General features: G+C 64.6%; 21 protein-coding genes and 1 tRNA gene. 11 read left to right on the top strand and 11 right to left on the bottom strand.

The genetic code is table 11. From position 1 onward, the window contains the following. Positions 1 to 76 precede the first annotated feature (76 nt). The 4 genes from Q9293_RS11880 to Q9293_RS11865 form a co-directional block, all read right to left on the bottom strand. Positions 77 to 469 (bottom strand): hypothetical protein, encoded by a 393-nt coding sequence (locus tag Q9293_RS11880; RefSeq protein ID WP_306246732.1) that lies wholly within the window; start codon positions 467 to 469, stop codon positions 77 to 79. 120 nt (positions 470 to 589) lie between these two features. Beyond that, entirely contained in the window at positions 590 to 811 is a 222-nt protein-coding gene (locus tag Q9293_RS11875) for a hypothetical protein (protein ID WP_306246730.1), read from the bottom strand. A gap of 564 nt (positions 812 to 1,375) precedes the next feature. Continuing rightward, a complete protein-coding gene (locus Q9293_RS11870; protein ID WP_306246728.1) occupies positions 1,376 to 1,753 on the bottom strand; it encodes a hypothetical protein in 378 nt (125 codons plus the stop codon). 112 nt (positions 1,754 to 1,865) lie between these two features. Then, the gene (locus tag Q9293_RS11865) at positions 1,866 to 2,216 is read right to left on the bottom strand and encodes a DUF2200 domain-containing protein (RefSeq protein ID WP_306246726.1); all 351 of its coding nucleotides are present in this window, start codon (positions 2,214 to 2,216) and stop codon (positions 1,866 to 1,868) included. Positions 2,217 to 2,384: 168 nt separating this feature from the next. Between Q9293_RS11865 and tnpA the strand changes: the two genes are divergently transcribed. Then, positions 2,385 to 2,816, top strand: a complete 432-nt coding sequence (gene tnpA / locus Q9293_RS11860) for an IS200/IS605 family transposase (protein WP_306246724.1) — start codon at positions 2,385 to 2,387, stop codon at positions 2,814 to 2,816. Between the two features lie 267 nt (positions 2,817 to 3,083). On the opposite strand, the gene Q9293_RS11855 is transcribed toward tnpA, so the two are convergent. Together Q9293_RS11855 and Q9293_RS11850 are read right to left on the bottom strand one after the other, a co-directional pair. Then, positions 3,084 to 3,491, bottom strand: a complete 408-nt coding sequence (locus Q9293_RS11855; protein ID WP_306246721.1) for a hypothetical protein — start codon at positions 3,489 to 3,491, stop codon at positions 3,084 to 3,086. Between the two features lie 177 nt (positions 3,492 to 3,668). Further along, the gene (locus Q9293_RS11850; RefSeq protein ID WP_306246719.1) at positions 3,669 to 3,971 is read right to left on the bottom strand and encodes a hypothetical protein; all 303 of its coding nucleotides are present in this window, start codon (positions 3,969 to 3,971) and stop codon (positions 3,669 to 3,671) included. A 685-nt stretch (positions 3,972 to 4,656) separates the two neighbouring features. On the opposite strand from Q9293_RS11850, the gene Q9293_RS11845 reads away from it, so the two are divergent. Beyond that, complete coding sequence (locus Q9293_RS11845; RefSeq protein ID WP_306246717.1) at positions 4,657 to 4,947, top strand: hypothetical protein; 291 nt, start codon at positions 4,657 to 4,659, stop codon at positions 4,945 to 4,947. Positions 4,948 to 5,114: 167 nt separating this feature from the next. Here Q9293_RS11845 and Q9293_RS11840 read toward each other — a convergent pair. Beyond that, positions 5,115 to 5,204, bottom strand: a tRNA-Ser gene (locus Q9293_RS11840). 53 nt (positions 5,205 to 5,257) lie between these two features. On the opposite strand from Q9293_RS11840, the gene Q9293_RS11835 reads away from it, so the two are divergent. Further along, a complete protein-coding gene (locus Q9293_RS11835) occupies positions 5,258 to 6,325 on the top strand; it encodes a DUF2891 domain-containing protein (RefSeq protein WP_306246715.1) in 1,068 nt (355 codons plus the stop codon). Here Q9293_RS11835 and Q9293_RS11830 read toward each other — a convergent pair whose 3' ends face one another. Continuing rightward, entirely contained in the window at positions 6,326 to 8,149 is a 1,824-nt protein-coding gene (locus tag Q9293_RS11830) for a diguanylate cyclase (RefSeq protein WP_306246713.1), read from the bottom strand. It abuts the gene before it with no gap. 1 nt (position 8,150) lies between these two features. Continuing rightward, positions 8,151 to 8,585, bottom strand: a complete 435-nt coding sequence (gene tadA, locus Q9293_RS11825) for a tRNA adenosine(34) deaminase TadA (protein ID WP_306246711.1) — start codon at positions 8,583 to 8,585, stop codon at positions 8,151 to 8,153. Between the two features lie 381 nt (positions 8,586 to 8,966). Between tadA and carA the strand changes: the two genes are divergently transcribed. The 4 genes from carA (at position 8,967) to Q9293_RS11805 (ending at position 17,661) form a co-directional block, all read left to right on the top strand. Next, positions 8,967 to 10,046 carry a glutamine-hydrolyzing carbamoyl-phosphate synthase small subunit gene (gene carA / locus Q9293_RS11820; protein WP_306246709.1) on the top strand — a complete coding sequence of 360 codons (1,080 nt, stop codon included), beginning with the start codon at positions 8,967 to 8,969 and terminating at the stop codon, positions 10,044 to 10,046. 102 nt (positions 10,047 to 10,148) lie between these two features. After that, positions 10,149 to 13,364 carry a carbamoyl-phosphate synthase large subunit gene (gene carB / locus Q9293_RS11815; RefSeq protein ID WP_306246707.1) on the top strand — a complete coding sequence of 1,072 codons (3,216 nt, stop codon included), beginning with the start codon at positions 10,149 to 10,151 and terminating at the stop codon, positions 13,362 to 13,364. 89 nt (positions 13,365 to 13,453) lie between these two features. Beyond that, on the top strand, positions 13,454 to 17,203 hold the full coding sequence (locus Q9293_RS11810) for a PAS domain S-box protein (protein WP_306246706.1): 3,750 nt from the start codon (positions 13,454 to 13,456) through the stop codon (positions 17,201 to 17,203). 50 nt (positions 17,204 to 17,253) lie between these two features. Continuing rightward, on the top strand, positions 17,254 to 17,661 hold the full coding sequence (locus tag Q9293_RS11805) for a CoA-binding protein (RefSeq protein ID WP_306246704.1): 408 nt from the start codon (positions 17,254 to 17,256) through the stop codon (positions 17,659 to 17,661). A gap of 3 nt (positions 17,662 to 17,664) precedes the next feature. On the opposite strand, the gene Q9293_RS11800 is transcribed toward Q9293_RS11805, so the two are convergent. Continuing rightward, positions 17,665 to 19,383, bottom strand: coding sequence for a sensor histidine kinase (locus tag Q9293_RS11800; protein WP_306246702.1), 1,719 nt, complete (start codon positions 19,381 to 19,383; stop codon positions 17,665 to 17,667). Between the two features lie 111 nt (positions 19,384 to 19,494). Continuing rightward, on the bottom strand, positions 19,495 to 20,553 hold the full coding sequence (locus Q9293_RS11795) for a hypothetical protein (protein ID WP_306246701.1): 1,059 nt from the start codon (positions 20,551 to 20,553) through the stop codon (positions 19,495 to 19,497). A 31-nt stretch (positions 20,554 to 20,584) separates the two neighbouring features. Here Q9293_RS11795 and Q9293_RS11790 point away from each other — a divergent pair, with 31 nt between their 5' ends. The 4 genes from Q9293_RS11790 to Q9293_RS11775 all read left to right on the top strand — a co-directional run bounded on the left by Q9293_RS11790 (position 20,585) and on the right by Q9293_RS11775 (position 25,169). Continuing rightward, positions 20,585 to 21,490: an ACP S-malonyltransferase gene (locus Q9293_RS11790; protein ID WP_306246699.1), complete on the top strand. Its 906-nt coding sequence runs from the start codon at positions 20,585 to 20,587 to the stop codon at positions 21,488 to 21,490. A gap of 130 nt (positions 21,491 to 21,620) precedes the next feature. After that, positions 21,621 to 23,453 (top strand): HD domain-containing phosphohydrolase, encoded by a 1,833-nt coding sequence (locus Q9293_RS11785; RefSeq protein WP_306246697.1) that lies wholly within the window; start codon positions 21,621 to 21,623, stop codon positions 23,451 to 23,453. A 22-nt stretch (positions 23,454 to 23,475) separates the two neighbouring features. Continuing rightward, positions 23,476 to 24,030, top strand: coding sequence for a hypothetical protein (locus tag Q9293_RS11780; protein ID WP_306246695.1), 555 nt, complete (start codon positions 23,476 to 23,478; stop codon positions 24,028 to 24,030). Positions 24,031 to 24,032: 2 nt separating this feature from the next. Then, the gene (locus tag Q9293_RS11775; protein WP_306246693.1) at positions 24,033 to 25,169 is read left to right on the top strand and encodes a D-alanyl-D-alanine carboxypeptidase/D-alanyl-D-alanine-endopeptidase; all 1,137 of its coding nucleotides are present in this window, start codon (positions 24,033 to 24,035) and stop codon (positions 25,167 to 25,169) included. Positions 25,170 to 25,227: the final 58 nt, after the last annotated feature.

Here is a 25,227-nt window from a genome sequence, read left to right as displayed (position 1 = left end):
ATTGCTGCGGGAACCGAGTCGTTGAATTGTTTGAGGACACTAGCGCGCAGCGATAGGGTCCGAGTTGAGCGGAGGGTTAGGCAATCGGGGTGTTGAAATAGAGGAATATGACCCGTGTTAGTGCGAAGAAGAAACTGTAATAGGCGCCACCCCAGAAAGTGGCAAGGTGAGTGATCGGTTTCCCGCGCTCGGTACGCCACTGACCGAAGATATGCATTACTGAGCCTACCAGGATGGGCGAAATGAGCAGGCTGACCCCAGCAACTCGGAATTGTGGAAGAAGACGGTTTGGTGCGAAGAGCGAAAAAATCAAACTGGATGCCACCGCCAGAATGAAGAGTCCTGAGAAGGCAAGGATTCGATTCGTGGCTTTCGCAGGCTGAAATGGGGCGACAACCGATTCGACTCCGAACATGAGAAGGAGTTCGCCTAGAAACTCAATCAGGATCTGGAGGACGATCTCGACCATCGGTGGATTGCCTAACGAGAGAAGCTAACCGGCCCTATTGCTGCGGGGACCCGGATGCTGAATTGTTTGAGGACACTAGCGCGCAGCGATAGGGTCCGAGTTGAGCGGAAGGTTAGGCCTTCAGGCTTGACGATCATATTTTAGCTCTCGGAAGTGCCACCAGAAGCCGAGCGAGATGCCCACTACAAAAATTACTCCGAATAGCCAGGCGCCTGTTGATTTATCAGGAACAGCCCAATATACGAGACTAGCAATGAGAAGAGTTGGAATCAGAGCCACGAACACGCGAATCGGAGTCGCTGCTGTGGCGATTTCTAGAATTGCTGCGAGGAAGTCCCACATGGATTGCTCCCCGAATATTGGAAGGCCTAACGGATGAAGCTAACCGGACCCGCCTGCACCGAGGCGCTGAGCGAAGCCGAGATAGCCAGAGCAAGAAAGAGGACGCCAGGCAATGCAGGCGGGGTCCGAGTTGAGCGAGAGGTTAGGCGATTCAGCCCCAGCGATATGGGGAATGGAATGATTAGAGCCCAAGCCAGTGCGAGTGACCAAGCGAAAGGCTGATTCATTAGCGCCGGGATGCGTTCGATTAGCCAACGGCCAAGTAGCAGCGGCGGAATGCCGATAAACCAACCAATGTCAGAGAAGAATCGAATTTGCCACCACCTTGGATGGCCAACGAATGGGTAGTACATGGCCTGGATCATGCAGAAGAAGGCAAACCCCGTTAGCGCGAGGTGAATTGCTTGAGTTTGTTTCTTCGTGAGCCGCAAGATCACATGAACGCCTAACGAGAGAAGCTAACCGGACCAGCCGCGGCTGAAGCGATTGGCGGAGAAGGGAAGTCTGAGTTGCCAGGAAGCAAGGACTCAGCCGCTCGCGGCTGGGTCCGAGTTGAGCGCAGGGTTAGGCCGCCTGGGCGCGTTTGCCCCGCAGTTTTGACCAAATGTGTGGAACCACAATAAACCATTGAATGAACCCGACAAGCGCGAGCCAGAGCCAGATCATGAGCATAAAGGCGAAGCTGTGCTTTGCCAGGAATGAATCTAGCCATGCAGGAAGGGGAAGGAAAATGATCCCGATTGAAACTGAGCTTGGAAAGGTTGGAATCAACATCGCTGGTGCAGTGCCGATCCACCAGGTCCCAAGGAAAAAACGCTTCATTCCATGGTTGTGGAACCAATCCCAGATCCAATAGCTGAGTGTTAGTAGGGAGTAACTGATGTAGATGATCAGACCGATCCAGTAGATGCGATTCCGTTTTGGGTTTGCATCGACAGTCATGAAAGGCGACCTAACGGGAATGAGCTAAGCGGACCGGGCGCCTGCGCACGGGTCCGCTTGAGCGAACGGTTAGGCAGATGCTGGTTGGGGATGTCATTCGATTGGCCTCGGCCTATTGGCGCAAAATCTTGTCGATGGATTTGCCCTTCGCGAGTTCATCAATGAGCTTATCGAGGTGCCTGATTTTCTGTGTGATTGGATCCTGAATCTCCTCGACCCGAACGCCACAAACGACACCCGTAATTTTAGAGCTATTCGGATGAATGGTCGGAGCCTGGTCGAAAAAGGCCTGGAAATCAATGTTCACAGCCTTGTGCTGGTTGAGTTGTTCTTGGCTGTAACCCGTCAACCAGCAGATAATCGTGTCCACCTCGTCTCTAGTCCGGTTCTTTCGCTCGGCCTTTTGGACGTATAGCGGATAGACAGTCGTGAAAAGCAGCTTTGAGATCTCGCGTGCGGGCATGGTGGCGGCTCTTTGCTAGAGTTTTCGGAGATGCCTAACGAACGAAGCTAACCAAAACATAAGGTAGGCCCCCCGCTATGCGGGGGCGACAGTCGGAGTTTGACAGCTACGGGAGTCCATCGCTGAACTGATCAGGTGAGCCGCCAAGCACACTTGAGGAGAACTGAGATGGACTTGTTTGAAAGTTTAAGTCACACAAGGTGGGAATGTAAGTATCACGTAGTGTTCGTGCCAAAACGAAGAAGGAAGGTGATGTATGGGAGGGTGAGAGAGCGATTGGGTGAAGTGTTCAGGCAGCTGGCTGGGCAGAAAGAAAGCAAAGTGCTGGAAGGGCACTTGCTGGCAGATCACGTACATATGTTGTTGGCGATTCCGCCGAAGTATGCCGTATCGCAGGTAGTGGGGTTTATGAAGGGTAAGAGCGCGATTTATCTGGCCCGTGTATATGGAGAAACGAAGAGGAACTTCACGGGTCAGCATTTCTGGGCGAGAGGATTTCTGGTGTCGACGGTAGGGAAGGACGAGCATCAGATACGGCAGTACATCCAGAACCAGGAACGCGAGGAAGAACGATTGGAGAAGCTGGAGCTTTGGCGCTAGGAGGCCACCGAGTAGGTGGCTCCAACCTTCGGGGCCGCGTTAGCGACCCCGTTTAGCCGCTTTGAGCGGCTCACATAATAAGGCCCCCGGCTTTGCCGGGGGATCGTTACCGGCCCTATTGCTGCGGGAACCTGGCAGCTGAATTGTTTGAGGACACTAGCGCGCAGCGATAGGGTCCGAGTTGAGCGGAAGCCGAGATAGCGAGAAGCTGAGAGAGAGCGGAAGACAATGCAGGCGGGGTCCGAGTGCAGCGGAGGGTTAGGCGCATCAGGGCAGGAACTCAACCCAGGTTTGTCGAACCTCTTTCAATTCCTGGTTTCCAGGACTAGCCACTTTGAACTCTATGGTAATACCACGCCAAATACATGGCAGGCCGTTCAGGTGGTCGAGATGACTGTGCCTGGTGATGTTGTATTCAGGACCTTCAAATGAGGTTGTGCCCCCATCAGAGACAACCATCACCTGTTTGCAGAAAATTGGCTGTTGGCGAGAATTGATCAAATCTATGTCGGTCTGCGCCTTTGTGAAAAGCTCTAGTTTGTTCTTGTCCAGCTTCCTTCTGGCTTCATCACCTAAAACGAAAAATGGGAACTGCGTTTCAGGTTTATGACGCCCAAATGACTCAAACACATCCTTAAGCTCGTGAACCTTTGTTTCGTGCTTGCATCCAGTCATTAGCAGACAGAATCCAAGGAAGAGATGCTGGACTTGAACTCTCATTGAGATGCGCCTAACGAGTGAAGCTAAGCGGCCACGCCTGCGTCGAGGCGATGAGCGGAGCCTGGGATAGCAAAATGTTGAGAGAGAACGGAAGGCAATGCAGGCGGGGTCCGACTTGAGCGAGAGGTTAGGCTACACAGCAACGGCGTAACCGTGGTCGATGGCCTTACGGAGCAATTTCCAGTCAACGATGCACCACTTTTCATTGTCAGGCTTGTGAATCCGTAGCTGCATCATTTTGACTCTGAATTCAGGCAACCGTTTCTCGATTTTTTGAAACTCTGGCTTAATAATGAGCCACTCAGACACAAAGAGCTTCCCAGCGAATTCCTCTTGCCGGATTTGCTTCAGCCCAGCCATTCGAGCGGGTGGATATAACTCTGACAAGAAGTGAAGTGTGTAGATCGCTTCTTCAGGATTATCGAGATCAGACATGGGTAGCCTAACGAGTGAAGCTAACCGGCCCTATTGCTGCGGGGACATGGCCGCTGAATTGTTTGAGGACTCTATCGCGCAGCGATAGGGTCCGAGTTGAGCGGAAGGTTAGGCACCCGATGACGTTGGAACCCACCCGGGTTTCGAGATGCCCGGACCAGGTTCAGCGAACGGGATGCCGACCGACTGAGAGGAACTGCTGGGTTTGTCGAGCCCAAAGGCAAAGAACTGAGGCGGATTGCGCCAAGGGTATACCAACTAGAAGAAGCCAGATGGAACTGTTGTGCCTGAACAGTTGGTAGAAGCCCCAGATTGCTAATGGGCTGCAGGCCCAGAAAAGAAGGACCGCCCATATGTTCGCGATTCGGCTAAGGAAGCTCGCATGACGTTGGAACCAGCCCCAGATGGATAAGACACCATCGGAAGCCGCACCAGCAGCAGCCTCGACTTCAAATGGGGTGAAAGGATCCACGAGAGCCCTAACGAAAGCAGCTAAGCGGCCACGCCTGCACCGAGACGATGAGCGGAGGTGAACTCGGCGGCTCTGAGATCGTTGGTGGGACTGGCGACGACCGAGAACCCTTCAGAGCCCATCACCTTGAGCGAAGGCACTCATTTCAAGCGAGGAGGTCGCGGGCTGAGGTTCGTGATCCCCGGCGCGAACAGTGATGGACGGGATGCGCAGGTGGACAAGCCCCTGATCCAGGCCGTGGCCCGGGGCCGGTACTGGTATGACCTATTGCTCTCCGGGCAGGCGAAGTCCAGAGAAGATATCGCCAAAGCCTATGGGATCTCTGGTCAGCATGTGGCGCGGCTGCTTCCCCTGGCTTGGCTGGCGCCAGATATCGTGGAAGCGATCCTGGAAGGCCGTCAGCCAAAGGCGCTGACAGTCAAGCGATTGCTGGCCAAGCTTCCGCTGGATTGGGCGGAGCAGCGGAGGGTGCTCGGGTTCGCCCCAAAGGCACTCGCATCCTGATCAATCAGGAATCCACCTCCTTCAGGGCCTCCGGAGAGAATCGGAGGCCCTGGCCCTTTCTGGGGCGGAGACAGGGCTTCTCCAGGTGAACTCTCAGGCCCCATGAGCCCCGCCGTGTGGGCATCTGCTCAAGGGGCCTGGATTTGCTGCTGCGAGAGCAGACTTGTTGGCGGAGAGAGAGGGATTCGAACCCCCGAACAGGTTTCCCCGTCTCCGCATTTCGAGTGCGGTGCCATCAACCACTCGGCCATCTCTCCGGAAGGATCATTCTAGCAAAGTGGCCGGTAGAATCCAGCTTTCGGGGGATGTCATGGGTTGGGTGCGATCGGCGCTGCTGGGAATGGCCGCTGTGGCGGCGTTATCGGCCCAGCAGGCGGAGTTGGCGCTGACGGACGCGGCGGCGGATCGCTTTGCAGCACTGGCCCTGCGCTGTGTGCGTCAGGAATACCCCAACAAGCTGGATCACGTGATGAACGGCGGCGGGGAGGTGAAATCTCCGAGGGACCTGCACCCGGCCTTCTACGGCTGCTTCGATTGGCACTCTTCGGTGCACGGCCACTGGATGCTGGTGCGGCTGCTGCGCGAGCATCCAGGCATGGTCCGCGCGGCGGAGATCCGGCAGGTGCTGGATGAGAACCTGGCGCCCGAGCGCATGGCCGTCGAAGTGGCCTACCTGGGGCAGGAGAACCGCCGCAGTTTCGAGCGCACCTATGGCTGGGCCTGGCTGCTGAAGTTGAGCGCGGAGCTGCGCACTTGGGACGATCCCTCTGCCCAGCGCTGGGCCGCGGCACTGCAGCCCCTGGCGGAAGCCCTGGCCGGGCAGTTCAAGGCCTTCCTGCCTAAGCAGACCTATCCCATCCGCACCGGCGTGCATCCCAACACCGCGTTCAGCCTGGACCTGGCGCTGGATTATGCCCGGGCCGCCAAGGATGCCGCCTTGGAGGCACTGATCCTTGATCGGGCCAGGACCTGGTTCGGACGGGATCGCCAGGGCCCGGTGGCCTGGGAGCCCGGCGGCGAGGACTTTCTGTCGCCTTGCTTGGAAGAGGCGGCGCTCATGTCGCGCGTGTTGCCCGCGCCGACCTATCGCCGCTGGTTGGGCGGCTTCCTGCCGGGCCTGCCCAAGGGCCTGGTGCCTGCGGTGGTGTCGGACCGCACCGACCCCAAGATCGTGCACCTGGATGGCCTCAACCTGAGCCGGGCGCGGGCCCTGCGCCGCATCGCCCTCGCCCTGGGCCCCGCCGATCCGCGCGCGGCAGCCTTGATCCGGTTGGCGGATCAACATGCCCGGGCTTCGCTGCCCCACCTCGCTTCCGGCAGCTACGAGGGCGAGCACTGGCTGGCCACCTTCGCGGTGCGGATGCTTTCGGAACGCTAGTCAGGCCCCGGCTGGGGGCATGCCCTCCGGGGAGGCCATCCTTCGCAGGTGCCCGAAGTAGTTGCGGTCTTCGCTGAGGATGTGCCCCTTCACCAGGTCCAAGGCCAGGAACGCCACCAGCCGACCGAAATCCAGGTGGCCGGCCTGCACTTCCGCCTGCAGCTTGCGGGCACGGGACATGAGCGCGGCGTGGATGGCGGCGTGTTCGGGCAGATCGGAATAGCGGGCCTCGCGCAGCAGGGCTTCCTCATCGTGGAAATGCTGGGCGGTGTGCGCCAACAGGGTCTCCAGGCGCAGGGCCACTTCCGGCAGGGGGCGATTCTCCGTGAGCACGGCCATGAGGGCGCTGGCCAGGCGGAAGAGGCGCTGGTGCTGACGGTCGATGAGGGCGTGGCCGCTTTCGTAGGTCTCTTCCCAGATCACCTCCAGCAGGGAGCGATCAGAGGCCGGTTCGATGCCGTTGCGCTCCGGGGCCGCCGCCGCGCAGCAGCGGTTGCGGCCCTCCGACTTGGCTGTGTAGAGGGCCTGATCCGTCCGCTCGATCCATTCGACCAGGCTTTCACCCAGGGCATATTCCGACACGCCCAGGCTCATGGTCACCGAGCCCACTTCGGGGTAGTGGATGGCGGCCACGGCGGCCCGGAGCTTTTCCGCCAGGCCCATGGCGCCTTCCAGTCGCGTGGCCGGAGCCATCACCAGGAACTCCTCACCGCCCCAGCGCACCAGGGAATCCGAAGCGCGCAGATGCAGGCGCACCGTTTGCGCCGTTCCTGCCAGCACCGCATCCCCGGCCCCGTGGCCGTGGTCGTCGTTGACGCGCTTGAAGTGGTCCAGGTCGAACATGAGCAGGGAGAGGGGCTCTCGGCGGCGGTGGGCCAGGGCGATCTCGGGCAGCACGGCCTCCTCGAAGCGGCGCCGGTTCCAGGCCCCCGTGAGGCGGTCGGTGGCGGCCACTTCCTCCAGCTGGTCCAGGGCCCGCTGCAGCGCCTGGTTGGCCGTCTCCGCGGTGCGGCGAGCCTCGTTCAGATCGCGCAGGCGGGCAGACAACTCTGCATTGCGCTGCTCCACCAGGGCTTCCAGGTCGTGGGCCTGGTGGGCCGCGGCGATCAGCTGGGCGTTCTGCGCTTCCTCCGTGGCCAGGCGCAGTTCCGTCATGCGGCTGAGCAGGGCCCAGCCGAGGGCCATGGCCAGCACCACGAGGGCGAACTGCAGCAGGGATAGGCTCACCAGGGCGGTCATGCGACCGACGCTGAGCGTCCAAAGGGCCGCGCAGCAAACGAGGATGGCGACCGTGGCCGTGATGAGGGCTCCTGCGGTTCGGAGGCCTTCACGACGGGCGCGCAGGCCAGCGGAGAGGGTCAGCAGGGCGAGGAAGGGGGCCAGCAGCCCCAGCAGGAGTTCGGCGAGGGTGTGGGCCAGTCGCCAGGGCAGAATGGCCGCCAAAGCGATGCAGAGCGTGGTCAGAGCCGTGCCTCGCCGAATGTGGGCCAGGCGCCGGGCCCCTGGCGAGGAGGCCAACATGGTGGACGTCACCCGTTCCCAGATGACGAGGCTGAGGCCCGCGAGGATCAGGGAGGCCGGGTGCACGTAGCCGAGCAGAGAGGCGGGGAGAAGGGTCGGGGCGATGCTGCTGACCCCCATCCAGGCCGCAGAAATGACCAGCCCGAAGAGCCCCGCCTGGCTGAGCGCCTGGTCGCGCAGGGGGCGGTAGGCGAGGCTGGCCAACAGGGCCAGGGCCACCAGGGTGCCTGCCAGGAAAGCGTGGGTGGCCAGAGCCAGAGGTGACGGAAGCACCGCCATGGGAACGATCAAAGAAGGGAGCATGTCAGTCCTTTGATCGACGGCGTTTGAAGAAGGACTGAAGCTGGTCGCGGCACTCTGGTTCCAGCAGGCCCCCCTTGAATTCAAAGCGGTGATTGAGGGCGGCACCATCCAGGGTGTCCAGCCAGCGGCTGACGCCCACCTTGGGATCCGAGGCGCCGAACACCACGCGTCCCACGCGGGCATGGATGAGGGCGCCGAAGCACATGAGGCATGGCTCCAGCGTCACGTACAGCGTGGCGCCCGTGAGCCGGTAGTTCTTCGCCCAGGCCCCGGCGCTGCGCAGGGCCAGTACCTCCGCATGGGCCGTGGGATCGTGCAGCTTCACCGGATGGTTGTGGCCGCGGCCCAGGAGGGCACCTTCGGAGACCAGCACGGCGCCCACGGGCACTTCATCGAGGCGATCCGCCTTCTCGGCCTCTTCGAGGGCGAGCTTCATGAAATAGATGTCGTCCCCGCTCCACATGACCATTAGTGTGGCAACAAAGGACGGTGACGGATGTCCGGTCTGGGAAACAGCACCACCGAGCCCCAGCGGAAGTCCTCACGCACCATCAGAAACAAAGGAGCAGTATGGCCGATTTCTCATTGAAGAAAAAGGCTGATCCTTGGTTTTCCGGGTCGCTACACTCACTTTGGTCCTGCCTGGACCGAGTCCTTCTCACGACCCCGCGACGGCTTGGCCATCGCGGGGTTTTTGCAGAGTCTTTGTCATGGTCCGCGGGAGGTTCCGTCCGGCTGGATGGAGCCCACTCCCAGGACCCCCCCCACCTCGACCACAGAGCGGTTCCATGGTCGGGATCACCTTCGAGGGAGGCACATGCGCGCGCACCTGATCCTGAAAGACGGGACCATCTTCCGGGGGCGGGCGCCGTTGGGCTTCGGGGGTGGCGGCGAGGCCGTGTTCACCACGGCCATGGCCGGCTACCAGGAGATCCTCACGGATCCCAGCTTCGCGGGGCAGATGGTCTGCATGACCTTTCCCGAGCAGGGCATCTACGGCATCCACGCCGATCTGAACGAGGGCACCCGGCCTTGGGCCACGGGCCTGCTCTGTCGGCGCCTCAGCTTCGCGCCGGACCACCACCGCTGCGAGGGCGACCTGCCGAGCTGGCTCAAGCGGCACCACATCCCCGTCATGAGCGATCTCGATACTCGCGCCCTCACCCAGCACCTGCGCGACCAGGGCTCGCAGCCCTCGCTGATCTGGACCGAGGTGGACGGCAGCCTGGAGGCCGGTGTCGCCAAGGCCAAGGCCCTGCCCGACATGACCGGCCAGGCCCTCTGCGCTGACGTGAGTTGCCGCGACCGCTACGAGCTGAACCCCGGCGGCGCCTTCCGCGTGGCGGTGCTCGATGGCGGCATCAAGCTGAGCATCCTGAACCAGCTGGTGGGCGCGGGGCTGCACCTGGAGGTGTTCCCCTGGGACACGCCCGCCACGGAGCTCACCGACAAGCGCTTCCATGGCCTCTTCCTCAGCAACGGCCCCGGCGATCCTGCGGCCCTGCCGGGCATGCAGAAGGAAGTCGAAGCCTGCATCGGCCAGCTGCCCATCTTCGGCATCTGCTTGGGCCACCAGCTGCTGGGCCAGGCCTTCGGCGGCCGCACCTTCAAGCTGAAGTTCGGCCACCGCGGCGCCAACCAGCCCGTGCACGACCTCATGACTGGCCGCATCGAGATCACGGCCCAGAACCACGGCTTCGCGGTGGACGAGGCCAGCCTGCCCAAGGATGTGGAGGTCACGCACCGCCACCTCAGCGACGGCACGGTGGAGGGCCTGCGCCACACGCGGCTGCCCATCTTCTCGCTGCAGCACCATCCCGAAGCCTCGCCCGGTCCCCACGACGCGCACCCCGCCTTCCAGCGTTTCGTTGAGTTGATGGGAAAGAATCAAAGATGATCATCCACAGATTCCACAGATGGACACAGATTCAACTGCAAAGGCTGTGTTTTTCAATCTGTGTGAATCTGTGAAATCTGTGGATAAAAAAGGATTCTGAATATGCCTAAGCGAACAGATCTGAAGAGTGTGCTGGTGCTGGGCTCTGGCCCCATCCAGATCGGCCAGGCCTGCGAATTCGACTACTCGGGCACCCAGGCACTGAAGGCGCTGCGGGAGGAGGGCATTCGCACCATCCTGCTGAACTCGAACCCAGCGTCGATCATGACGGATCCGGGCCGCGCCGATGCCACCTACATCGAGCCGCTGACCCTCTCGGTGCTGGCGAAGGTCATCGAGGCCGAAAAGCCCGATGCCATCCTGCCCACGGTGGGGGGCCAGACCGCGCTGAACCTGGCCATGGAGGCCCACGAGAGCGGCCTGTTGGAGCGCACCGGCGTGCAGCTCATCGGCGCCCAGCCTGAAGCCATCAACCGCGGCGAGGATCGCCAGCTCTTCAAGGCGCTCATGGACGACCTGGGCCTGGAGACCTGCCGCGGCGGCTTCGCCCACAACATGGCGGAAGCTCGCGACCTGCTGAAGCTCACGGGCTTTCCCTCCATCATCCGCCCCAGCTTCACGCTGGGCGGCAGCGGCGGCGGCATCGCCTACAACGTGGAGGAGTTCGAGACCATCGTGGCCCGCGGCCTCGACCTGAGCCCCACCAAGCAGGTGCTCATCGAGGAGAGCATCCTGGGCTGGAAGGAGTTCGAGCTGGAGGTGGTGCGCGACCTGGACGACAACGTCGAGGTGATCTGCTCCATCGAGAACTTCGATCCCATGGGCGTCCACACGGGCGACAGCATCACCGTGGCCCCCGCGTTGACGCTCACCGATCCCGAGTACCAGAAGATGCGCGACGCCGCGCTGGCGGTCATCCGCGCCGTGGGCGTGGAGACGGGCGGGTCGAACATCCAGTTCGCGCTGGAGCCCGAGACCAGCCGCATCATCGTCATCGAGATGAACCCCCGCGTGAGCCGCAGCTCGGCGCTGGCCTCCAAGGCGACGGGCTTCCCCATCGCCTGGGTGGCCACCAAGCTGGCCCTGGGCTACCGCCTGTGGGAGCTGCCCAACGCCATCACCCGCATGACGAAGGCGGCCTTCGAGCCGGTGCTCGACTACGTGGTGGTGAAGATCCCCCGCTTCACCTTCGAGAAGTTCCCCCAGGCCGACAAGGTGCTGGGCACGCAGATGAAGAGCGTGGGCGAGGTCATGAGCCTGGGCCGCAGCTTCCAGGAGGCCCTGCAGAAGGCCGTGCGCTCCCTGGAGGAAGGCCACAAGGGGATATCGGGCGCGCTGGAAGGCAAGCTCGATCTCAACCGGCTGAAGGAGCACCTGCTCATCCCCGGCCCGCAGCGCCTGTTCTGGGTCTACCACGCCCTCAAGGCCGGTCACAGCGTGGAGGAGATCCACCGCCTCACCAAGATCACCGCCTGGTTCCTGCGCGAGATCGAAGAGATCGTGGTGCTGGAGGGTCGCCTGCGCAGCTTCCCCGTGGACCGGCTGCCGGAGGAGCTGCTGGAGAAGGCCAAGCGCGCGGGCTTCGCCGACAACCAGATCGCCGTGTTCTGCTCGGGCACCGAGGCTGAAGTCGCTGCGCGACGGGCCTCGTTGGGCCTGCATCCCGCCTACAAGCGGGTGGACACCTGCGCGGGCGAGTTCAAGGCCGAGACGCCCTACCTCTACGGCACCTGGGAACAGATGAGCGAGGCCGAACCCACGGACCGCCCCAAGGCCATCGTGCTGGGCAGCGGCCCCAACCGCATCGGCCAGGGCGTCGAGTTCGACTGCTGCTGCGTGCAGGCGGTGGAGGCCATCCGCGCCAGCGGGGTGGAGGCCATTCTCATCAACTGCAACCCCGAGACCGTCAGCACGGATTTCGACACCGCCGACCGCCTCTACTTCGAGCCCCTCACCTACGAGCACGTGAAGGCCGTGGTGGACCGCGAAGGGAAGGGCGGCAACCTGCTGGGCGTCTTCGCCCAGTTCGGCGGGCAGACGCCCCTGAAGCTGGCCACGCCCCTGCACGAGGCGGGTGTGAAGCTGCTGGGCACCCCGCTCAACACCATCATGGATGCGGAGGATCGCGAGCGCTTCGGCCAGGCCCTCAAGCGCCTCGACATCCCCGCGCCCCAGTGGGGCATGGCCACCAGCTTCGAGCAGGCCAAGGCGGTGGCGCAGCGCCTCAGCTACCCGGTGATGGTGCGCCCCAGCTTCGTGCTGGGCGGCCGGGCCATGGCCGTGGTCTTCGATGACGCGGGCCTGGAGAAGTACATGCGGGAAGCCGTGGCCGTGAGCGAGGACCAGCCGGTGCTGCTGGACCGCTTCCTGGACGGCGCGCAGGAGCTGGATATCGACGTGGTGTGCGACGGCGAGCAGGTGGCCATCGCGGGCCTGCTGGCCCACATCGAGGAGGCGGGCATCCACAGCGGCGACAGCTACGCCGTGATCCCGGCTCTAGGCGTGCCTGAGGCCATCCTGGAGACGGTGAAGGGCTATGCCCGCAAGCTGGCGCTGGACCTGGGTGTGCGCGGCCTCATGAACCTGCAGTTCGCCGTGAAGGATGGCATCGCCTACTGCCTGGAGGCCAACCCCCGAGCCAGCCGTACGGTGCCCTTCGTGAGCAAGGCCACGGGCGTGGACTGGGCGGGCGTTGCCGCGCGCATCGGCCTGGGCCAGAGCCTGAAGCAGCAGGGCATCACCGATGGCGTGCCCCGCCTGGTGTCCATGAAGGGCGTGGTCTTTCCCTTCGGCAAGTTCCCGGGCGTGGATCCGGTGCTGGGCCCCGAAATGAAGAGCACCGGTGAAGTGATGGGCATCGGCGAGACCTTCGGTGAGGCCTACGCCAAGTCGCTGCTGGCGGCCGGCATTCCGCTGCCGCTGTCGGGCACGGTGTTCCTCACGGTGAACGACGCAGACAAATTGCGCCTGCCAGAGCTGGCTCACAAGCTGGTGGCCCTGGGCTTTGGCCTCTGCGCCACCGAGGGCACGGCCAAGGCGCTGGAGGCCGTGGGCCTGAAGGTCCGCAAGATCTTCAAGGTGAACGAGGGCCGCCCCAACGCGGTGGATCTGCTCAAGAACGGCGAGGTGCAGTGGGTCATCAACACCCCCCTGGGCCGCGACGCCTTCTTCGACGAGAGCGCCATCCGCCGGGAAGCACTGCGTCTCAAAATCCCCTGCCTCACCAACCTCAGCGCGGCCCTGGCCGCCTGCGAAGCGGTGGAGACGCTGCGGGGCGACATGACCGTGCGGGCCATTCAGTCCCTGGGACCGGCTTGATTCATTCGGGTTGGCCGCGAATTTAACTTATTGAACGCCATCCGTCCGTCGTAAAGAATCGGGAGGGGCCCGTCGCCCCGGTCAGGTGAATGGTGGCCCTCGCTGGAGCCAGGCCCGCATGGCCTTCGAGACCCCTGTGGTCCCCTTGGCCCTGGCTTGGCCTGGCGGTCGGGCTGCTGTTCACGCTCGTGGTCTGGCGCACCGTGCTCCGGGCGGAGCATGCCCGCCTCAAGGATCTGCGCACCACCCAAGCCAACGAGATGGCCATGCACCTGGAAAAGCGCATGGCCGGGCTGGGGCAGGTGCTTCGGAGTGCGGCGGGCTTCCTGGGGCGGGGCCCCTTGCCCAGCCGGACCGAGTGGCGCGATTTCGTGGCGAGCCTGGCCCTGCCTGACACCTACCCGGGGGCTCAGGGCCTGAGTTTCGTGGAATGGATTCCGACATCGGAGCTGCCCTCCCATCGGGCGCGCGTGCGCCAGGAGGGGTTCCCGGACTACGAGCTGCTTCCCGGGGGCCCCTTGGCCATGGATCCGGAGGGGTGCAGCGCGATCCTCTACATCGAACCCATGGATGCCCTGAACCAGCGGGCCTTCGGCAGGGACATGCTGCGGGAGGCGGTGCGCCGGGAAGCCATGCTCCGGGCCCGGGATCAGGGCCTGGTGACGCTGTCGGGGCCGGTCACGCTGTACCAGGAAACGGGCGCCGATCCCCAGGTGGGGGCGGTGCTCTTCGCTCCGGTCTACCGCCAGGGGCTCCGCCCCGAAACCGTGGTGGAGCGGCGCAGGGCCCTGCGGGGGTGGGTGTCCTTCCCCCTGCGGATGGGTGATTTCGTCAGCGCGGCGCTGGCGAGGGATCTCCGCACGGCGCACCTGATCCTGTCGGATGGACCGGCCAACCTTCCGGCCGGCCTGCTGTTCGATTCCGATCCCGGCCGCGCCAGGTCCTTCCTCGGGCCTGTCCTCATCCGGTCCTTCCCCGCGTCCGGCCGGGCCTGGACGGCGACGGTGCAGGCCAATGCCGCGTTCTATGCCGAGGCTGGCAGGCACCACCACTGGGAGATCCTCGTCGGCGGGCTGGCGGGGAGCCTGCTCATCTTCACCCTGATGGTCACCATCCAGGGGGCCGAGCTGCGTGCCCGCCGCCTCGCGGACGAGCGGGAGGCGGAGCTGCTGGCGACGGAGGCGCGCTTCACGGCACTCTTCGAGCACGCGCCCTTCGGCATGGCCATCGTGGAGAGCGGGTCCGGGCGGTTCCTCTCGGTCAACCCGCGCATGGGCCGCATCCTGGGTTACGAGCCGGAGGAACTGCTGACGCGCACCTTCATGCAGGTCACCCACCCCGATCACCAGGCCGAGGACAGGGCCTCCGTCGAGCAGCTCCTGGGCGGTGAGACCGACGAGATCCACCGGGAGAAGCGCTACCTCCGCCGCGATGGCCAGGTGGTCTGGGGCCAGCTCAGCATGGTGAGGCTGCCGGGCCTCCCGGGAAGGCCGGCCCGCCACCTTTCCATCGTCGAGGACATCACCGAATGGGCGGCGTCCCAGGAGGCGCTGCGGGCGAGCGAGGCCCGATTCCGGGCCCTTTTCGATCTGCTGCCCGTGGGGGTGACGGTGACCGACAGCCACGGCCACATCCTCGCCACCAATCCAGTGAGCGAGGCCCTGCTGGGCATTCCCTCCGACGACATGGTGCGCAGGGATTTCAAGGGGCCCTATTGGGAGGTCATCCGTCCGGACGGCACGGCCATGCCGCCCGAAGAGTACGCCAGCGTACGGGCCCTGGCGGAGCAGCGGCGCATCGAGGATGTGGAGATGGGCGTGCGCCGCCCTGATGGGAGCGTGGCCTGGATTCTGGTGACGGCCGATCCCATCGCCGCCCAGGCCCAGGGCATGGGTCTGGTGATCGTCTACCGCGACATTTCCGAGCGCAGGCACGCCGAACAGCGCCTGCTGGAAAGCGAGGCCCGCTGGCAGTTCGCCCTGGATGGGGCCGGAGACGGGGTCTGGGACTGGAACGGAGACGCCAACGCCATGTTCCTCAGCCCCGGCTACAAAACCATGCTGGGTTACGGCGAAGCTGAAGACATCGGGGATTCCTTCTCTGCCTGGGTGGAACGGATCCATCCGGAGGACCGGGAGGCCGTTCTGGCCTCGGTGGAGGCCTACCTGGAAGGGACCCTGCAGGTCTATCAGATGGAATACCGGATCCGCCGCAAGGACGGCCAGTGGACGTGGGTGCTGGCCCGGGGCACGGCCGTGGCCCGGGACGCGCGGGGGCGGGCCTCGCGCATGATCGGCACCCACACCGACATCACGGCGCGGAAGGAGGCGGAATCAGCCCTTCAGCAGAGCGAGTCGCGCCTGCGCATCCTGGTGGACCACCTGCCGGACAGCTTCCTCTTCCAGCTGGCGGCCCTGCCCGATGGCACGCCAGCCTTCGCCTACCTCAGCGGAGGTCTGGAGCAGATCACGGGCCTGAAGCAGGCCGAGGCCCTGGCGGACCCGGCGCTGCTGTTCTCCCAGATCGATCCGGCCATGCGTCAGGCCTACCTCGAGGCGGAGGCCATCAGCGCCCGCGACCTCACCCCGTTCGTGATGGAATTCCGCATCCTGCGGCCCGACGGGGCCTGGCGCTGGCTGAGGGTGCGCTCCGCGCCGCGCCGCCAGGCGGATGGAACCCTGATCTGGGAGGGCATCTCCACCGACATCACGGATCAGAAGCTGGGCCAGCTGCTCGTGGAAGAGAGTGAGCGCCAGTTCCGCAGCGTGGTCGAGAACGCCGGTGACGCCATCTACCTCCACGATGGGGAGGGGGCCATCCTGCTCTGCAACCGGGAGGCCTGCCGAAGCACCGGCTACCCCATGGAGGCCCTGCTGCGCATGCGGGTGAGCGACTTGGATGCCACCTTCATGGAAGAGCGGAATGTGCTGGCTCGAAAGGCCCTGGAAGTGGGCCAGCAGGTATCGCTCATGGCGACCCACCGGCGAAAGGATGGGTCCTTCTTCCCGGTGGAGATCCGCCTGGGCCTTCTGAGGGCCGAGCCGCCGAGGCAGATCCTGGCCGTGGTGCGCGACCTCAGCGAGCGGGAGCAGCTCCACGAAAGCGAAGTGCGCACCCGCAAGGCTGAAAGCCTGGTGCTGATGGCCGGGAGCATTGCCCACGACTTCAACAACCTCTTCCAGGGGGTGCTGGGATACCTGGAGGTGGCCCAGGCCAGATCCGCTGGAAACCCCGCGCTCAGGCCCGCGCTCGACGGTGCGGAGGAGGCCCTGCACAAGGCCATTGGGCTGTCTTGGAAGATGCTCGATTTCTCTGGGCGCGGGCTGCTGGATCTCCGGCGGGTGGACCTGGAATCCTGGCTCCCGGCCCTTCTCGCCACACTCCAACTGGAATCGCCCTCCCCATTCCAGTTGGATCTGGCCTGTGATCCGGTGCCGCTTATTCAGGGAGACCCGGCCAAGTTGGAGCAGGTGGTGCGCGCGGTCGTCGACAACGCCCGGGAGGCCGCGGAAGGTCGCCGTGGCCGGGTTCGGCTGCGGCTGCGGACCGATTTCGGCCAGGACCGACCTGGCGCCGACTCCTCGGGCTTCTGGCCCCTGGGTCGGCCGGAAGGTCCGGCGACGGTCTGCCTGGAAATCGTGGATGACGGACCCGGCGTGCCGCGGGAGGCGCTGCCTTTGATCTGCGATCCCTTCTACACCACGAAGGAGCTGGGTCGCGGCCTGGGGCTGGCGGCGGCCGTGGGCATTCTCCGCGCCCACCGGGCGGGGCTGCACCTCTACGGTGGCGATGGGAAAGGGTTGGGCCTGCGCATCCACTTCCCGCCCAGTGGCGCCTGAGGGGCCGTCACGAGCGGGTTTCCCCGGGCATCCGAAGGGCAGGAGTGATCATGGCCGAGACCATCCAACAAAAGATCAGCGCCTTCCTCGAACGGGGCCCTTTCGCCGTGGTGGGAGCCAGCACTGACCGCTCGAAGTATGGCAACAAGGTGTTGCGCTGCTACCAGCAGCACGGAAAAGAGGTCTACCCCATCAACCCCAAGTCGCCGGAAGTGGAGGGCCTCCGGGCCTACCCCTCCCTCGGAGCGCTTCCGGTGGAGGTTCCGGCCGTGTCGGTCATCACCCCACCGGCGGCCACGGAGCAGGTGGTGCGCGAGGCCGCTGCCGCGGGCGTGAAGCACATCTGGATGCAGCCCGGGGCTGAGAGCGAGGCCGCCATCCGGGCCGCCGAAGCCGCGGGCATGTCCGTCATCGCGGGTGGAGCGTGCCTGCTGGTGGTGCTGGGCTACCACGAATAGGGGTCACTCGGCCTGCGCGGCCAGCAAGGGGAAGAGCACGCGGAAGGTGGCGCCCGCGCCTGGTGAGCTGTCCACCTCGATGCTGCCGCCGAAGGCCTCGATGATCACCCTGATCGAGCTCAGCCCCAGGCCGGTGCCGATGCCTGGAGGCTTGGTGGTGAAGAAGGAGTCGAAGATCTTGTGTTGGATGTGGTGGGGAATGCCTTCGCCGGTATCCTCCACTTCCAACCGGTAGCGTGTCTCGTCGCCAATGGCCTGGAGGGACCGGATGCAGATGCGTCCCCTGCCGGAGATGGCATCGCGGGCATTGCTCACGAGGTTGACGATTACCTGATCGAAGGCCTGGGGCTCGCCCACCAGGATGAAGGCGCGGTCGTCCTGTTGAATCTCCAGATCGATGTGGCGGGGGACGAGGGTCCGGAGGAGCGGCACCAGGTGCTGCAGGCGCGCCTGGGCGTCGAAGGCGAGGGGGCCCGTGGGTTCTTCACCGTTGCCGAAAACCATGAGCCGCTTCGTCAGGCGTCCGGCGGTTTCCGTGGTTTTGTGGAGGGATTCGAGCCTCTGCCGGATGTGCGGCGGCAATCCTGGATCTTCCTCCAGCATCAGCTGGGAGGAAGACATGGCCGCCGCGAGCAGGTTGTTGATGTCATGCACTGCGCCAGCCCCCAGAGTGGCGAGGACGTTCATCCGTTCCGTCCGCACCAGGAGGGCCTGGGCCTCGGCCAATTCACGGGTGCGCTCCTCCACCCGATCCTCCAGGGTCTGGTTCAACCGGCGCACTTGGCCCAGCGTCATCAGGTGCCGGGCCCCGAGGCACACCAGGAGCACCACGAGGATGCCCATGGCCAGGGGATCCAGGGCCACCCGTCGCACTGAACTTGAGTAGATCAACACGGGCAGGGCCACGACCAGGGGCGCGTAGGGCAGCAGGTCCTGGACGGGGCGCCCCCAAAGCTTGAGAGGAATCTGAACGCCGGGGAAGGGCCTGCGGGTGGTTGCGATGAAGAGCAGCCAGCAGGGGATCAGCCCCACCTGGCTGGGGTGGCCCAGCCAGGATTTCCGCTCCACGAGCGCCTGGAGAAAGGGCAGGTTGAAAGCCAGGCAGAACAGGGCCAGAGACATGAAGCCCATGGGGCCCTTGAGTCCCTTTTCGTGTTGGCGGGCCGCGTGACCGAACAGCCCCGCCATGCTGCCCACACCCACCACGAAGCAGAGGGTGGCGATGCGATCAAGCAAAGGCAGGTGATCGACCGCGAAGAGACCGTGGAGGAAAAGCAGCCAGTAGCCGAGGAGGAGGGAGGCCACGAAATTGCCCCCGTCCAGCAAGAATTCGGACCATTGGGGGCTGCGGGATAGCCCCGGCTGAAAGCGGTACCAGGACCAGGCCACGAGGATCAGGGAGGCCAGGGAGAGCATTTCCAGGGGCGGGGGCGGCGGGGTTTCCGCCCCGAGGGCGAGGAGCCGGGCGAGGGAGAGCGCTCCGAACAGGCCCATGAGGGCGAAGGAGGCACCGAGGGTGCGCCAGCCCTTGGCCATCTCGGCCTCTTCCCTGGCTCGCCCATAGGCCCCCAGAGCTGCCAAGGCGAAACTGCCGATCATGCCGATGCCGAGGTACAAACCCCGCCGCCAGGGATCTCCGCAGGCTGCGGTAACCCAACCACCGGCCAAGCCGAGGCCGCAAAGCAGCCAGACAGGCGTTGCCTTTCGAATGCGGGGGAGCATGCCTAAAAGAATCGGACTAAAACAAAATCAGTAAACTATAAAATGGCATTCATCAAAAATGTCCAACGTGTAGTGAATAACGCCACGATCCGCCTCAGGCCGAGACGTCATTCAGCCTTCGCCAGGAGGGCGCAGGTGCCGGAGGGGTTTGAAATCTAGACCAGGCCCAGGGTCCGGCGCACTTCCAGCCGATGCTCCTCGTGGGCCTGAACCAGCTTGGGCACCTCGCTCCGCCATAGTTTTGAAAAATCGGCGAAGGAGATGGTCGGCTTCACCTCGGCGCCATGCGTCGAGGGATCGGTTGAGTCCTGCGAGCACATCTCGCGGGTACCAGGCTTGGGGATCATGGGTTGGATTCCTCAGAAGAGAAAGGTAAGCGGTCTGCAGGCGGTAGGCAACCACGGATTCATTCGGCTTGTCCCGTCTTTCGACGCTGCCCAGGGCGTTGAGTCCTTCGGTCATGTGGGCCGATCCTGTTTCGTCTACCTGCACGTGATAGACCTGCAGAGATCGGCCCACGCGCGATGCCAGGCCAAGGAAGGTGTGCGGAGCCCAGGCATGGGCCCGGGCCATGCGGTCGAGGGGCACGTAGCGGCCCTCCCGCTCGGACCGCGCCAGCATGGCCTTCAGAGAACCTTCCGGGGCGCGGTCGGTGTAGGCCAGATGCACTTCCCGGCAGCCGGCCCGATGGATGCGGCCCAGCAGGAAGGCCACGCCATCGGGATCGGTATGGGGCGCGTCGAAGGCTGCGGCGAACGCGGCGCCCAGCGCCAGGGCGCTGGTGGTCTTCCCGCTGGCCTGCCCGCCCATGAAAATGATCACCCGCTCGCCCCGGGCCCAGGCCAGGGCCCGGTCCCGCAGGCGCTTGCCGAGGAAGTTCAGGTGCACGGCGGCGCGCCCGGCGGGATCCTCCAGGGCTTCGTAGCCCTGGGTGGGATTGCGGCGCAGGCTGGGCAGCAGGGTGGCCAGCAGGTCGCCATTCACCAGCTGGCCGTCGAGGGTGCCTGGGGTGTTGGCGTAGTCCTCCAGGGCGCGGTCCGCGTGCCGGGCGAGGGCTGCGGCTTCGATGGACAGCGCCTCGCGCAGGCTGCTGCGCTCCTCCTCTTCCAGCTCCCAGTAGGAGCGGCGTTCGTGCCAGGCCACCTGCTGCCAGGGCGTTTGAGGGCTCATGGGGACACAGTACTCGAATTATGCTGAAGCCATGCTGAGCGCTCCCGCTGTCCTCCTCTTTCCCGGCCAGGGCACCGAAGCCGTGGGCATGTCGGTGGGCTGGGAGGCACACGGCGCCTGGGCGCACACGTTGGAAGCGGCGGAAGCGCACACAGGTTACGCCCTGCGGCGGCTCATGGGGCAGGGGCCCCTGGAGGACCTGCGTTTCCAGCGCCACGCGCCCTGCGCGGTGCTGGCCCATTCCGTGGGCGTGTTCCGGGCCTGGCGGGAAGCTGGAATGCCGCTGCCCGTGGCCGCGACGGGGCACAGCATGGGCTTCTACTCCGCCTTGGTGGCGGCCGGAGTGGTGCCGCTGGAAGCCGCTCTGGATCTGCTTTCGGCGGTGGAGGATCTCAGCGAAGCGGCCTTCGCAGGGCGTCCCATGGGCATGGCCTATGTCATCGGCGTGCCGGAACTGGAGGTGCGGCAGGCGCTTCAGGGCCTCCCAGGTCTGGCGCTGTCCAACCGCAACGGCCAGGCCCAGTTCACGGTGTCTGGCGCTGTGGAGGAACTGGAGGCCCTGGTGGCAGCCCTTCGTTCCTCCGCTTTCAAGGTGGGAATGCTGCCCGTGAAACATCCCCTGCACGGCCCCCACATGGCGGCGCTGCTGCCTGCGGTGGCTCGGCGGATGGCTGCGTACCGGCCCGCTGAACCCGCCTTCCCGTTGATCTCCCACTTCGACGGGCGTCTGCTGCGGACCGGCGCCGCGGCTTGGGATGATGGCCTGGCCTCCGTGACACTGCCTGTGGATTGGCTGGCGGTGGTGGCGGCCCTGCAGGCCCTCGGGGCCCCCTTGGCGGAATGCGGGTCCGGCAGTCAGCTTTCAGGCCTGACGCGGTGGGCTGATCGCAGCCTCCAGGTCACGAGCCTCCAGGCACAGCCTCAGCCGAAAACGTAAACACCCGATGGGTTTTGACGACGCAACGGTAAAAAGCCGGTGACCTGGGCTGCCGATTCCGTGCTTCGTCCCGGCTGAGCTCTGCCATGATTGGAGTTCCTCATAACCCTGCTCAGGATCCCCTGAAACCATGCCACCCCCTGCATTGATCCTTGGTGAGGCACTCGCCAACCGCTGTTCACAGGTGCTTTACCGCTGTCTGGAAGAGGTGGGCAGCACGAAAGGCGCCTTGTATCTGCGCACCCCGAACCAGGGGGCCTTCGAGGTGGTGAGCTTCTATGGATGGCCTCGCGGCACCCGGCCGCCGGTGTCCATTCCGGAAGGCCATCCGCTCCTGGTGCACACCCAGCGGGAGCGCCGGGCCTTCGTTGTCAGCGACGCTTCCGACTCACCGGAATTGGCAGCCTTTGGGCAGGGCGGCGAATGGCCCCGCTACCTCATCACACCGGTGTACCTCACCGGTGAGTGGGTGGGCCTTCTCATCCAGCGGGACCGCATCAAGGGCGGCACCTTCGATGTGGAGCGGGATGAGCCGCCCACCTTGGCCATCTGCGGCGATCTGGTGGAGGCCCTTCGGGAATTCCGCCTCTATGGAGCTAGCCCGCGCCCAGAGGCACCGCCACCGGTGCTGCCCATTCCTGCAGCCGGGCCCGTGGCCATGCCTTCTAGTCCCGTACCGACAGGCCCTGGCTCTGTGCCCTTGGGCCTTCCCACAGCCTCGGCCATCATCGACGAAGTCGCCCCGGTGGCGGAACGGTTGCTGCCGCCTGCTCCCGTGACGACCCCCCCCATGCGTACGCCGGAAATCCCGGTGCCCACCGGCGGGCCCTCGGCGCAGGAGCGCATGTACGGTTTTCCCGTGGGCCAGGATGGCTATGCGGCCCTGCCCTGGGAACCAGATCGCACCCTGAGCGCCTGGGTGGCGCCGGCGCCGGTCAGTCCCGAACGCAAGCGGGGGATGGTCCCGCCAGAACAGCGGGCCTTCTTCTGGGAGATCGCCGGGCTTCTAAGCCAGATCCTCTCCACTGCCGCGGTGGCGCTCTGGATTGATGACCCGGAGGAAATCCGGCCCATCCTGGCCTACAGCACCCTGCCGCTTTCCCCCGATCTGCAGCAGCAGATCCTGGCCCATGCCACTTTCCACCTGCCCACGGTTCGGCAGCAGGACCTGCGCCTCATCACGCGGGTGGAGATGGCGGAATCGCCCAGTCTCAGCGGCGCCTTCGCCACCTACATGCCGCTGCTGTTGAACGAGACTTTGCACGGCCATGACCTGATGCTGGTGTTCCGCCAGGAAGACCAGTCGTTTTCCATCTCGGAGATCGAGGCCATCCAGCAGCTGGGACGCATTCTGGGCCTGCACATGCAGGAGGCCCGGCTGCATGAGCGCTACCACCACGCCTTCCTGTCCGTGAGTCACCGCATCCTCCAGTCCAGCGAGGGCCGGATGCCCACACTCCGCCCGCACAGCCTGGCCACGGCCCGGCTGGCCCGCGACCTGGCCCTGAAGCTGGAACTCACCACCGAAGAGGTGGAGGCGGTCAGCATCGCGGCCATCCTTCACGACGTGGGCCTGCTGATGCTCGATCCACAGATGCTCAGCAAGCCAGAGCTGAACGGGGAAGAACTCATGAAGGTCCGCAGCCACCCCGAATTGGCGGCGGTGTTCCTGAAGGATCTGCGGTTCCCCTTTGATGTGGTGAAGATGATCCGGCACCACCACGAGCGCTGGGATGGCCAAGGCTACCCGGATGGGTTGCGGGAGACCGGCATTCCCATCGGTAGCCGCATCATCGGCCTCATCGAGGCCTACGAAGTCATGACCAGCGGCAAGGGCTACCGTCGGCCCAAGGGGTTCCGGCAGGTGCTGTCCGAACTGGCCAACGAGGCCGGCGCCCAGTTCGATCCGAAGGTGGTGCAGGCCTTCTGCGAACTCATGGCGCGCAAGGGCGGGCAGGGGTAGTACCCTGGTGGCTGGAGCAAGCATGTCCGTCCACCGAACCCAGCGCGGATTCACCATGGCCCTGGCGCTGGCCCTGGCCGTGGCGATGGGTATCCTGCTGATGAAGGCGGGCCCCAGCGTCATCCGGGAAGTGCAGCGGGAGAACGAGGCCGAGCTGATCTTCCGAGGCGAAGCCATCGCCAACGCCCTGCGGGTGTACTTCGCCAAGACCGGGAAATACCCCACGGATCTGGACGAGGTGATGAAGATCCGTCCCCGCATCCTGCGCCAGAAGTACAAAGACCCCATGACCCCCGACGGCGAGTGGGAGTACATCACCCAGGTGCAGCCCGGGGCTTCCGGCAACACCAAGGGGCTGCCCATCATCGGTGTGCGCACCCTCACCAATGCGAATGGCGGCAACGCCTTCCGGCTCTACCAGAACACCACGCTGTACCACGGCTGGCAGTTCACGGCGGAGCAGAACCTGCTGGGCTTGTCGAACCCGCTGAACTCGGGCGGCGCCGCACTGAAGCCTGGGGGCGCCTCCGACAAACCGGCGGACAAGCCCGCCGACAAGCCCGCTTCAAAGGAGTGAGGATGTCCTGGAAAGTCACGGCGGCCCTTCTGCTGGGCTGCCTGAGCCTCTCCGCCCAAGGCCTGGAGGCCTGGGCCCGCAGACTGGAGGCGCGCGGCATCAGCGTATCCGCGGGGCTGTGGGATGTGCAGACCGGCAAGGCCCTCGAACGGTTCCATGAGGACACGGCCCTGGTGCCCGCCAGCACCACCAAGGTGGTCAGCACCTATGCCCTGCTCAAGACGCTGAAGCCTGATAGCGCCCTCGAAACGGAAATTTGGGGTGATCTGAAGGATGGCGTCATCCAGGGGAACCTCATCTTCAAGGGGGGCGGTGATCCCCTGCTGGTGAGCGAGCGGATCTGGCTGCTGGCCCAGGCCCTCAAGAAGCAGGGCCTGCAGCGGGTGACCGGAAGCATCGTGCTGGATCAGAGCGCCTTCGACGGCCAGCGGCAGCCCCAGGGCTGGGAGAACACCACGGCGGACACCCTGCCTTCCGTGCTGCCCCTTTCCGTGAACTTCAATCGGAACGAAGCTGGGCGCCAGGCGGCGGACCCCGAGCGCCAGTCCCGGGACACCCTCCAGCAGATTCTCCAGGAGACGGGCATCGCCATCGAGGGCCGGGCGGTCCCGGCGGGAACGCCGCGCAAGCTACTGAGTTGGCCCTCGCCGCCCCTGCGGGCCCTGGTCATGGACATCAACAAATGGTCCAACAATTTCATGGTGGAGATGCTGGTGCGCAGCTTCGGCGGTGGCTCCTGGCCCCGGGGCGTCAAGCGCATCCAGGACTTCTACCGGACCGGCTTCGACCTGGGGCCTGAGGCTGTGCGCATCACCGACGGCTCGGGCCTGAGCAAGGACAACCGCCTTTCGGCCAGGACCCTGGCCATCATTCTCCGGGGGGCCTACCACGACTTCGACGTGGGCCCGGAGTTCGTGGCGTCCCTGAAGGTCATCGGGGGGGAACCCTGGAAGCTCCGCATGAAGGACCCCAACCTCACCCGGCGGGTGCGGGTGAAATCCGGCCACCTCGACCAGGTCACGAGCCTCTGCGGCTACCTGCAGACGCTGGACGGGCGGGTGCGGGTTTTCGCCATCCTGCTCAACGGCCCCAGCCAGGACGAGGACATCTGGGAGCAGGTCTCCCGGTGGGCCAATTAAAAAAACGGTCCATTGTTGATCTCTGGAATCGGCGTGACGATGAGGGGCTGAGGAGAAT

The organism is Geothrix sp. PMB-07 (genome assembly GCF_030758935.1).
Classification (GTDB): Bacteria; Acidobacteriota; Holophagae; order Holophagales; family Holophagaceae; genus Geothrix.
Note: the sequence above shows the minus strand (reverse complement) of the source record. Positions and strands in the feature narration are given on the sequence as shown.

Coding starts and splice junctions, on each gene's coding strand:
- Q9293_RS11810 (WP_306246706.1), top strand. CDS start 13,454: ATGGTGGCCCTCGCTGGAGCCAGGCCCGCATGGCCTTCGAGACCCCTG.
- Q9293_RS11830 (WP_306246713.1), bottom strand. CDS start 8,149: ATGCTCCCTTCTTTGATCGTTCCCATGGCGGTGCTTCCGTCACCTCTG.
- carB (WP_306246707.1), top strand. CDS start 10,149: ATGCCTAAGCGAACAGATCTGAAGAGTGTGCTGGTGCTGGGCTCTGGC.
- Q9293_RS11870 (WP_306246728.1), bottom strand. CDS start 1,753: ATGACTGTCGATGCAAACCCAAAACGGAATCGCATCTACTGGATCGGT.
- Q9293_RS11850 (WP_306246719.1), bottom strand. CDS start 3,971: ATGTCTGATCTCGATAATCCTGAAGAAGCGATCTACACACTTCACTTC.
- Q9293_RS11865 (WP_306246726.1), bottom strand. CDS start 2,216: ATGCCCGCACGCGAGATCTCAAAGCTGCTTTTCACGACTGTCTATCCG.
- Q9293_RS11775 (WP_306246693.1), top strand. CDS start 24,033: ATGTCCTGGAAAGTCACGGCGGCCCTTCTGCTGGGCTGCCTGAGCCTC.
- carA (WP_306246709.1), top strand. CDS start 8,967: ATGCGCGCGCACCTGATCCTGAAAGACGGGACCATCTTCCGGGGGCGG.
- Q9293_RS11780 (WP_306246695.1), top strand. CDS start 23,476: ATGTCCGTCCACCGAACCCAGCGCGGATTCACCATGGCCCTGGCGCTG.
- Q9293_RS11805 (WP_306246704.1), top strand. CDS start 17,254: ATGGCCGAGACCATCCAACAAAAGATCAGCGCCTTCCTCGAACGGGGC.
- tnpA (WP_306246724.1), top strand. CDS start 2,385: ATGGACTTGTTTGAAAGTTTAAGTCACACAAGGTGGGAATGTAAGTAT.
- Q9293_RS11855 (WP_306246721.1), bottom strand. CDS start 3,491: ATGACTGGATGCAAGCACGAAACAAAGGTTCACGAGCTTAAGGATGTG.
- Q9293_RS11790 (WP_306246699.1), top strand. CDS start 20,585: ATGCTGAGCGCTCCCGCTGTCCTCCTCTTTCCCGGCCAGGGCACCGAA.
- Q9293_RS11785 (WP_306246697.1), top strand. CDS start 21,621: ATGCCACCCCCTGCATTGATCCTTGGTGAGGCACTCGCCAACCGCTGT.
- Q9293_RS11795 (WP_306246701.1), bottom strand. CDS start 20,553: ATGAGCCCTCAAACGCCCTGGCAGCAGGTGGCCTGGCACGAACGCCGC.
- Q9293_RS11875 (WP_306246730.1), bottom strand. CDS start 811: ATGTGGGACTTCCTCGCAGCAATTCTAGAAATCGCCACAGCAGCGACT.
- Q9293_RS11835 (WP_306246715.1), top strand. CDS start 5,258: ATGGGTTGGGTGCGATCGGCGCTGCTGGGAATGGCCGCTGTGGCGGCG.
- Q9293_RS11800 (WP_306246702.1), bottom strand. CDS start 19,383: ATGCTCCCCCGCATTCGAAAGGCAACGCCTGTCTGGCTGCTTTGCGGC.
- Q9293_RS11880 (WP_306246732.1), bottom strand. CDS start 469: ATGGTCGAGATCGTCCTCCAGATCCTGATTGAGTTTCTAGGCGAACTC.
- tadA (WP_306246711.1), bottom strand. CDS start 8,585: ATGAAGCTCGCCCTCGAAGAGGCCGAGAAGGCGGATCGCCTCGATGAA.